Annotated in this window: 10 protein-coding genes; 5 read left to right on the top strand and 5 right to left on the bottom strand. The window is 67.3% G+C overall.

What is annotated here, in order from left to right; translation table 11 throughout:
• Positions 1–133 precede the first annotated feature (133 nt).
• The 5 genes from mreD to E4L96_RS12615 are packed head-to-tail and all read left to right on the top strand — an operon-like array spanning position 134 to position 5,345.
• Positions 134–646 carry a rod shape-determining protein MreD gene (mreD, locus tag E4L96_RS12635; protein ID WP_135207583.1) on the top strand — a complete coding sequence of 171 codons (513 nt, stop codon included), beginning with the start codon at positions 134–136 and terminating at the stop codon, positions 644–646.
• Positions 647–667: 21 nt separating this feature from the next.
• Positions 668–2,710 (top strand): penicillin-binding protein 2, encoded by a 2,043-nt coding sequence (gene mrdA / locus E4L96_RS12630; protein WP_135207582.1) that lies wholly within the window; start codon positions 668–670, stop codon positions 2,708–2,710.
• 3 nt (positions 2,711–2,713) lie between these two features.
• Positions 2,714–3,829 carry a rod shape-determining protein RodA gene (rodA, locus tag E4L96_RS12625; RefSeq protein WP_135207581.1) on the top strand — a complete coding sequence of 372 codons (1,116 nt, stop codon included), beginning with the start codon at positions 2,714–2,716 and terminating at the stop codon, positions 3,827–3,829.
• Positions 3,826–4,926 (top strand): septal ring lytic transglycosylase RlpA family protein, encoded by a 1,101-nt coding sequence (locus E4L96_RS12620; RefSeq protein WP_229414442.1) that lies wholly within the window; start codon positions 3,826–3,828, stop codon positions 4,924–4,926. The genes rodA and E4L96_RS12620 overlap by 4 nt, the downstream gene beginning before the upstream one ends.
• Positions 4,927–4,928: 2 nt before the next feature.
• Complete coding sequence (locus tag E4L96_RS12615; RefSeq protein ID WP_135207580.1) at positions 4,929–5,345, top strand: hypothetical protein; 417 nt, start codon at positions 4,929–4,931, stop codon at positions 5,343–5,345.
• On the opposite strand, the gene E4L96_RS12610 is transcribed toward E4L96_RS12615, so the two are convergent.
• The 5 genes from E4L96_RS12610 to E4L96_RS12590 all read right to left on the bottom strand — a co-directional run.
• Positions 5,342–5,722 carry a hypothetical protein gene (locus tag E4L96_RS12610; protein ID WP_135207579.1) on the bottom strand — a complete coding sequence of 127 codons (381 nt, stop codon included), beginning with the start codon at positions 5,720–5,722 and terminating at the stop codon, positions 5,342–5,344. The two genes, E4L96_RS12615 and E4L96_RS12610, sit on opposite strands and share 4 nt — an antisense overlap.
• 33 nt (positions 5,723–5,755) lie before the next feature.
• Positions 5,756–6,208 (bottom strand): DUF2214 family protein, encoded by a 453-nt coding sequence (locus E4L96_RS12605; RefSeq protein ID WP_135207578.1) that lies wholly within the window; start codon positions 6,206–6,208, stop codon positions 5,756–5,758.
• Between the two features lie 37 nt (positions 6,209–6,245).
• Positions 6,246–6,950 carry an SPOR domain-containing protein gene (locus E4L96_RS12600; protein WP_135207577.1) on the bottom strand — a complete coding sequence of 235 codons (705 nt, stop codon included), beginning with the start codon at positions 6,948–6,950 and terminating at the stop codon, positions 6,246–6,248.
• A gap of 32 nt (positions 6,951–6,982) precedes the next feature.
• Complete coding sequence (locus E4L96_RS12595; RefSeq protein ID WP_135207576.1) at positions 6,983–7,696, bottom strand: type III pantothenate kinase; 714 nt, start codon at positions 7,694–7,696, stop codon at positions 6,983–6,985.
• An 18-nt stretch (positions 7,697–7,714) separates the two neighbouring features.
• Positions 7,715–8,288: biotin--[acetyl-CoA-carboxylase] ligase (locus E4L96_RS12590; protein ID WP_135207575.1), on the bottom strand; the 574-nt coding region annotated here is incomplete at its 5' end.

The following is an 8,288-nucleotide window of genomic DNA, read 5'->3' as shown; positions in this document are numbered from 1 at the left end:
CCGCCGCTTCGCCCGCCGCTGGCACGGGCACTGCGCCCGCCACCCGTGCCCCGGCGCAGCCCAACGCTGCTGCTGCCCGTCCCACCGCGCCACCGCAGCCCGCGGCAGCGACTCCAGTTCGAGGTAACGGCCAGTGAACCGCCCGCACTACATCCTGCTGCCCGCCAGCCCGCTGTTCATCGCCTTCAGCCTGGTGTGCGCCTTCATGCTCAACCTCCTGCCGTGGGGCCACTGGGTCGGCACCCCTGACTTCGTGGCGCTAGTGCTGGTGTTCTGGGGTATCCACCAGCCGCGCAAGGTCGGCATCGGCCTCGCCTTCACCATGGGCCTTCTGATGGACGTGCATGAAGCGACCCTGCTTGGCGAGAACGCGCTCGCGTACACCCTGCTGTCCTACCTCGCCATCATGATCCACCGCCGCGTGCTGTGGTTCCCGATCATGACCCAGGCCCTGCACGTGTTCCCGCTGCTGCTGCTCACCCAGGCCATCCAGGCCGTGGTGCGCGTGATCGTGTCCGGCCGCTTCCCCGGCTGGCTCAATTTCCTCGACAGCGTGGTCGCCATGATCCTGTGGCCCGTCATCACCATGCTGCTGCTGGCGCCCCAGCGCCGTGCGGTGGACAAGGACCACACGCGTCCCATCTGACGCCCGACGCACCGCGCCCGCATGACCGAAATCCACGACAACGAACGCGAACTGCACAAGTTCCGGATGCGCCTGACGGCCGCCGTGATCTTCGTGTTCGTCTGCTTTGGCCTGCTGGTCGCGCGCTTCGTGTGGCTGCAAGTCGTGAAGCACAGCGACTACGCCGCGCTGGCCGAGGACAACCGTATCGCCATCGTCCCCATCGTCCCCAACCGCGGGCTGATCGTCGACCGCAACGGCGTGGTCCTGGCCCGCAACTACTCGGCCTACACGCTGGAGATCACGCCGTCCAAGCTGCGTGCGAACATGGACTCCGTGATCGACGAACTGGCCAAGCTGGTCGAGATCGACCCCAAGGACCGCAAGCGCTTCAAGCGCCTGATGGAAGAGTCGCGCAACTTCGAGAGCATCCCGCTGCGCACCCGCCTGACCGATGACGAAGTGGCGCGCTTCACCGCGCAGCGCTTCCGCTTTCCGGGCGTGGAAGTGCAGGCCCGTTTGTTCCGCCAGTACCCGCTGGGCGATGTCGCGTCCCACGTGATCGGCTACATCGGTCGGATCAACCAGGCCGAGGCCAAGGCCTTCGACGGCACCGAGGACGAAGCGAACTACAACGGCACCGACCATATCGGCAAGGAAGGCCTCGAGAAGAGCTATGAAAAGCTCCTGCACGGCCAAACCGGCTACGAGGAAGTGGAAAAGAGCGCGGGCGGCCGCGCCATCCGCACCCTGTCGCGCACCCCGGCCACGCCGGGCGCGAACCTGATCCTGTCGATCGACATCGAGCTGCAGAAGGTGGTGGAAGAAGCCTTTGGCGACTACCGCGGCGCACTGGTGGCCATCGAGCCGGAGACGGGCGACATCCTGGCTTATGTGTCGAAGCCGGGCTACGATCCGAACCTGTTCGTGGACGGCATCGACTCGCAGAGCTGGACCGAGCTGAATACCTCTCCGGACCGGCCGATGGTGAACCGCCCCCTGTCCGGCACTTATCCCCCCGGGTCGACCTTCAAGCCCTTCATGGCGCTGGCCGCGCTGGAATACGGCATGCGCGACAAGAGCTGGTCCATCCGCGACCCCGGCTTCTTCATGCTGGGCGGGCACCGCTTCCGCGACGACAAGCCGGAAGGCCACGGCTATGTGGACATGTTCGCGTCCATCGCCGCGTCCTGCGACACCTATTACTACATGCTCGGCAACGAGATGGGCATCGACCGCATCCACGATTTCATGCAGCAGTTCGGGTTCGGCCAGCAGACCGGCATCGACCTGGAACACGAGAAGGCGGGCGTGCTGCCGTCCAAGCAGTGGAAGGCGGAGCGCTTCAAGAAGAATCGCGCGGCGCAGCGCTGGCAGGGCGGCGACACGGTCTCGGTCTCGATCGGCCAGGGCTACAACAGCTACACCCCGCTGCAGATCGCGCACGCCGTGGCCACCCTGGCCAACGATGGCGTGGACATGAAGCCGCACCTGGTCAAGATCATCGAGGACGCCTCCACCAAGGCGCGCAAGCTGACGGTGCCCAAGGAGACCAAGCGCATCCCGCTCAAGCAGGAGAACATCGATTTCATCAAGAGCGCGATGGTGGGCGTGACCCAGGACCCGCGCGGCACGGCCTACCGCGCCTTTGCCAACGCGGGCTATATCTCGGCGGGCAAGACCGGTACCGCGCAGGTGGTGACCATCGCCCAGAACCAAAAGTACAACGCCAAGACCATTGCCGCCCACCTGCGCGACAACGCGCTCTACACCGCTTTCGCCCCGGCGGACAAGCCGAAGATCGCGATCGCCATCGTGGTGGAGAACGTGGGCTTTGGCGCGGAGTTCGCGGCGCCGATCGTACGCAAGGCGCTCGACTATTACCTGCTCGGCAAGAGGCCGCCGCCCAAGGTGCCGCCGCCACCGGGAACCCCGGGTGCGCCGGGTGTGCCGCCCGCACCGGGCACGCCGCTGCCGCCGGCGCTGCCGTCCGGCGACACCAACATCCCGGTCGAGGAAGCCAGGTCCGACGCGGGCATCGTCAACCATCCGCCCGGCGGCGAGACGCCGGGGAACAAGGAGTAAGCCATGGTGCGCATCCATGAGCGCCGTTCGCTGTGGCGCCGCCTGCGGCCCTACTTCACCGTGTTCGACGGGCCGCTGGCGCTGTTCCTCTTCCTGCTGCTGTCGGCGGGCCTGCTCACGCTGTACTCGGCGGGCATCGACTTTCCGGGCCGCGTGGAAGCGCAAATCCGTAACATCATCGTCGCCTTCATCTTCATGTGGATCTGCGCGAACATCCCGCCGCAGACGCTGATGCGGGCGGCGGTGCCGATCTACACCTTCGGGGTTGCGCTGCTGGTCGCAGTGTTCTTGTTCGGGACCATCAAGAAGGGCGCGCGCCGCTGGCTGCACGTGGGCGTGGACTTCCAGCCCTCGGAGATGATGAAGATCGCCATGCCGCTCATGCTGGCCTGGTACTTCCAGGCCAAGTCGGGAATGTTGCGCTGGCACTCCTACGTGGTGGCCGCGATCCTGCTGATGATCCCGGTGGGCCTGATCATGAAGCAGCCGGACCTCGGCACCGCGCTGCTGGTGGCGGCGGCCGGGTTCTACGTGATCTTCCTGGCGGGCCTGTCGTGGAAGACCATCATCGGGCTGGCGCTGGCCGGTGCCGCGAGCCTGCCAGTGGCCTGGTCCATGATGCACGACTACCAGCGCGAACGCGTGATGACGCTGATCGACCCCTCGGCGGACCCGCTCGGCAAGGGCTTCCACATCATCCAGTCGACCATCGCGGTCGGCTCGGGCGGCATCTTCGGCAAGGGCTGGCTGCATGGCACGCAGGCGCACCTGGAATTCATCCCGGAGCACACCACGGACTTCATCTTTGCCGTGTACTCGGAGGAGTTTGGGCTGGTCGGTAACCTGGTGCTGCTGTTCCTCTACCTGCTGCTGATCGGGCGCGGGCTGTACATCGCGGCGAACGCGCCCAGCTTCTTCACGCGCCTGCTGGCGGGCGCGATCACGATGATCTTCTTCACCTACGCGTTCGTGAACATCGGCATGGTGAGCGGGATCCTGCCGGTGGTGGGCGTGCCGCTGCCGTTCATGAGCTACGGCGGCACGGCGTTGCTCACGCTGGGTGCGGGTGCAGGCATCCTGATGAGCATCCAGCGGCACAGAAAGCTGGTGCAGACGTGACGGCGCGCGTCCGGCTACTCGCTGCCGCCATCGTCGCCGCCGTGCTGGCGGGGTGCGCCTCCGAGCCCACCCACCGCCCGGTGTCGCCGATGCCCGGGCCGTCCGCGCGCGGCACCCAGCCCAAGCTGGGCAGCCTGCCCGCGCTGCCGTCGGCTGGATCGGGACGCGGCGGCTACTACCAGGACGATGGCCCCGGCGACAATCCGCCGCCCGGGCTGTGGGACGTGCCGGACGCGGAGGTGAAGGACGAACCGCTGCTCCCGCGCGCGAACCGGCCCTACGTGGTGTTCGGGCAGACCTATGTGCCGATCACGGACAACTCGGCCTTCTCGCAGCGCGGGGTGGGCAGCTGGTATGGCAAGAAATTCCATGGCCAGAAGACGTCGTCGGGTGAGCTTTACGACATGTACAAGATGACGGCCGCGCATCCGACCCTGCCGATTCCGTCCTACGCACGCGTGACCAGCATCGTGACGGGGCGCAGCGTGGTGGTGCGCATCAACGACCGCGGGCCGTTTCATGCGGACCGCGTGATCGACCTGTCGTACACGGCGGCGCTCAAGCTGGGGCTTCTCGGCGCGGGCAGCCATGAGGTGGAGGTCGAGCGCCTGATCCCGGGCCAGAACAACCTGTGGGCCAACCGCCGCGTGGCGCCTTCGCTGACCATCGCCGATACGCGTCCGGCCAGCGGTGCGGCCAAGGCGCCGAATGACGCGGTGGCGCCGGCGATTTCTGCGCTGATGCTGGAAGACCGCGCGCTGCCAGGCGAGGCGCCACTGTCGATCGCCAGCGCCACGCCGACGGTCAAGGTGTCGGCCAAGCTGCCGTCCGAACCGGCCAAGGAGACCGCGCAGGCTGCGGGAGCGGCGCCGTTCTTCTACCTGCAGCTGGGCGCCTTTTCCAAGGCCGACCGCGCCAATGAAGTGATGGCGCGCCTGCAGAAGTACGGCGGCGTACTCGCGCAGCTGGAAGTGGTGCAGGCCGGCGCCATCTACCGCCTGTTCTGCGGACCCTTCGTCACCCGCCGCGACGCCAGCGCCGCCGAAGAAGCGCTGCCGGTGTCGCTGGGTCTCCGTCCGATTATCGTCAAGCGCTGAATATGGAACGCCACATCATTAACCCCAACTGCGTCGCACTGCGCGACGGCAGCGCCTCGTTCACGTTCATCCGGCTGAAACCTGGTCTGCTGCGGGTCGACGTGCGCGGCGTGGATGCCGGCCAGTTCGGCACCGCCACGCTGGACGAACTGCGCATGGAAGTGATGCGCTACCAGCCGCTGGAACTGTACATTCACACGGACGACAGCGTGAGCGTGACAGTGCCGGTGGCTGAGGAGTGGACGCGCTTCTTTGCACAGCACCGAACTTCGCTCAAGCGCGTGTGGGTGTACGCGGGATCGAAGCTCATGAACCTGACCGTGGCCATCGCCCAGCACCGGTCGCAGACCGGGAACCTGATCCAGATTTTCTCGGACAGTGAGCTGTTCGAGGACGCACTGCAGCGCGCGTTGGCCTAAGCGGGGGAGTGCGGGCGGGTGCTGAAGGCCGCGGCGCCGAGGGCGCCCAGCAGTCCCGCCACCACCATCACGTACCAGAGTGAGAAGGTGCCCGCAGCCGGCGCGATCAGCCCGACGCCGTCGGCCAGCAGGCCAGCGGCGGAGCCGATCGCGAGGACCAGCAGGAACCACGAGGCGCCCAGCGCCACGTTGCGGATGCCCGCGCGGCCCGCCGTGGTCACGCACAGCACGAAGCCGATCAGCGTGAAGAGCGGGAACAGTCCCCACAGGATCAGGTTGGCCGAAAACAGCGCCACGCCGAACGGCACCAGCACCAGCACCAGTCCCGCGAATAGCCCCATCAGCAGGAGCAGCAGTCCGACGATCAGGATGGCCATGGTTCCTCCAAGTCTCGTTTAAGTTCCGGGCGCTCAGGCGCCGACGCCATGCGCCATCAGCGAGGCACACAGCACGATGCCCACGATGAGCAGCAGCTGGATCTTGATGAGCCGCGCCGCCAGCGCATGTTCGCGCGGCTGCAGCACCGGCGTGCCGCCCGCCGCCAGCACCTTGCGCCAGCTGAGGAAGCGCAGGGTGGGGTAGATCGACAGCTGCCCGGTCACGATGAACAGCGTGAGCTTCAGGTGGAAGAAGGGATTGGCGAAGTAGTACGCGCTGCCCTTTTCAAAGTAGAACACGCGCAGGAAGCCGGCCACCAGCAGCGCCACCGCCGAGAGTCCATAGATGGCGTCCGCCGCGCCGATGCGTTTGGCCTGTTCCCGTGTCGGCGCCGCGGTGAGCGTCTGCCACTCGAACACCAGCGCACCGACCAGCGCGAAGGCCGCGGCAAAGTGGACGAAGGCGGCGATTGAGCTGGACAGCATGCAGATCTCCCGATCATGTGTGTGACTGGCTTGCTGCCTACGGCTTGCAGGTGCGGATGTCGATCCCGCCGTAGGCCTGGCGCAGCTTGTCCAGCTGCGCGCGCACGCCGGTGTCGATCTGGCGGAACTGGTAGGCGTACTTGTTCACAGTCGGCCCGCGGCCGCCCACGCGCGCACTGTGCACGCCCTGCTTGTTCAGGCCCGCGAGCAGAGTCTGCGCGGCGGCGTCGGACTTGAAGACGCCGAGCGAGATGGCCCACTTCATCGGGCCGTTGTCCGGGATGATATAGAAGTTGGTGACACCCAGTTCCTTCAGTTCCGCCGCTTTGCGGTCGGCCGCCTCCTTGCTGCCTGGCGAGGGGATGTAGACCACGTGCTGGGTGACTTCGGTGGTGGGCACCGGGAGCCGGGTCTGTTTGGTGCCAAAGTCGAATTCACCGAGCTGGTTTTCGAAGCGCTTGGCCTGCAGCTCGCTGAAGTTGCCGATCTCGGTGCAGGCCACCAGGTCCTTCTTCTCCGCCGCCGGAGCGGCCCCTTCTTCGTCGGATGGCGCCGATGCAGCCTTGGCGGCGGCGGCTTCCGCCTGCGCGGCCGAGACGAGGGTCAGCTTGTCCGTGTTGACCTGGGCGCGCAAGCGCTGCGGCTCATGCTCGTTGCCATGGAAGCTGCCAAGGTAGCCGTGCCCATAGGCGTAGATCACGCCATTCACGACCAGCAGGGACCAGAACAGGAATTTGAGCACGGTGGCGATCCTCACTCTCTCACTCTCGATTCTTACAGGGCCGCGGCATGGAGCCCGGCCAGCACCATATTATCCACGAGTTGGAACGGCACGCGCAGGGCGGGGGCCACCCAAGGGGCGGCGCCGCCGGACAGGAACAGCACCTCCGCCTTGTGCAGCGCCACCGCGCGCTCGATGGCGCCCGCCTGCGCGGACAGGATGCCGGAGACGATGGCGTCATCCGTGTTGTCGGCAAAGCCGCCGGGCAGCTCGCGCGGTTCGACCTGCGGCAGCTGCGCGGTGTTGCGGGCCAGGGCGTTGGCCATCAGCGCGAGGCCGGGCAGGATCATGCCGCCGGCGAAGTCACCTTGGGACGTGATGGCGTCCACCGTCGTGGCGGTGCCACACATCGCGACGATGGCGGGCTTGCCTGAGGCGAGCGTGCGCGCAGCCAGGGCGGCGGCAAAGCGGTCCACCCCCAGCTGCGCGGGATTGCGGTACAGGTTGCGCATGCCCTTGAGCTCCGGCTTCGATTCCAGCCACGCGGCGCCCGAGGGCAGCAGGGCGTCGAGCCGTGCGCGCATCTGCGGGCCAGCGACATTGCAGGCGAGGGTGCGCTTGATCTCGAGGCCCAGCCAGTGCGTGGGCAGGGACTCCAGCTCCGCATGCGTGACGGCGCCGCTGGCGCTCCACTGGCCGAGCGGCGCGGCGTCGTTGGCCAGCGCCCATTTCACGCGCGAGTTACCGGCATCGATCAGCAGCAGCATGATGCTCTCCTTATCCGTTCACACTTTCAGGCGCAGGGACACGTCGCCCGACACCACTGCCACACGGCCCGCGGCGGTATCGAGCAGCAGCTGGCCGGTATCGTCCACGCCCACGGCCAGGCCTTCCTGCAGGACCTTGCCCTGGTCGAGGATGTGCACCGCGTGGCCCTGCCAGCCGTGCAGCCGGTTCCAGCGCGCGCTGAAGGCGGCAAAGCCGGAGCGCGCGAATTCATCCAGCATGCCCGCCAGCGCATCGAGGATGCGGCCCAGCAGCACGTTGCGGTCCATCTGCGCCAGCCAGGTGGCCGAGGCCACGCCGCGGCCGATCTGCGCTTCCAGTTCATCCGGCATCGCCAGGTTCAGGCCGATGCCGATCACCACCCAGGTGCCGCCGCGCGGCGCGGACGCGGTTTCGATCAGGATGCCCGCCAGCTTGGCGCCGTCCTTGAGCACATCGTTCGGCCATTTGAGTTCCACGCGCACGCCGAGTTCCCCCAGCAGCTCGCCGAGCGCCACGCCGACCGCCAGCGGCAGCCCCGCCAGCGTGCCCGGCCCGCCCGCCGCATGCCAGGCCAGCGAGAAGGTGAGGGCG

This window comes from Zemynaea arenosa, assembly GCF_004614185.1.
Lineage (GTDB): Bacteria > Pseudomonadota > Gammaproteobacteria > Burkholderiales > Burkholderiaceae_D > Telluria > Telluria arenosa.
This window is presented reverse-complemented; position numbering and strand designations above follow the sequence as displayed.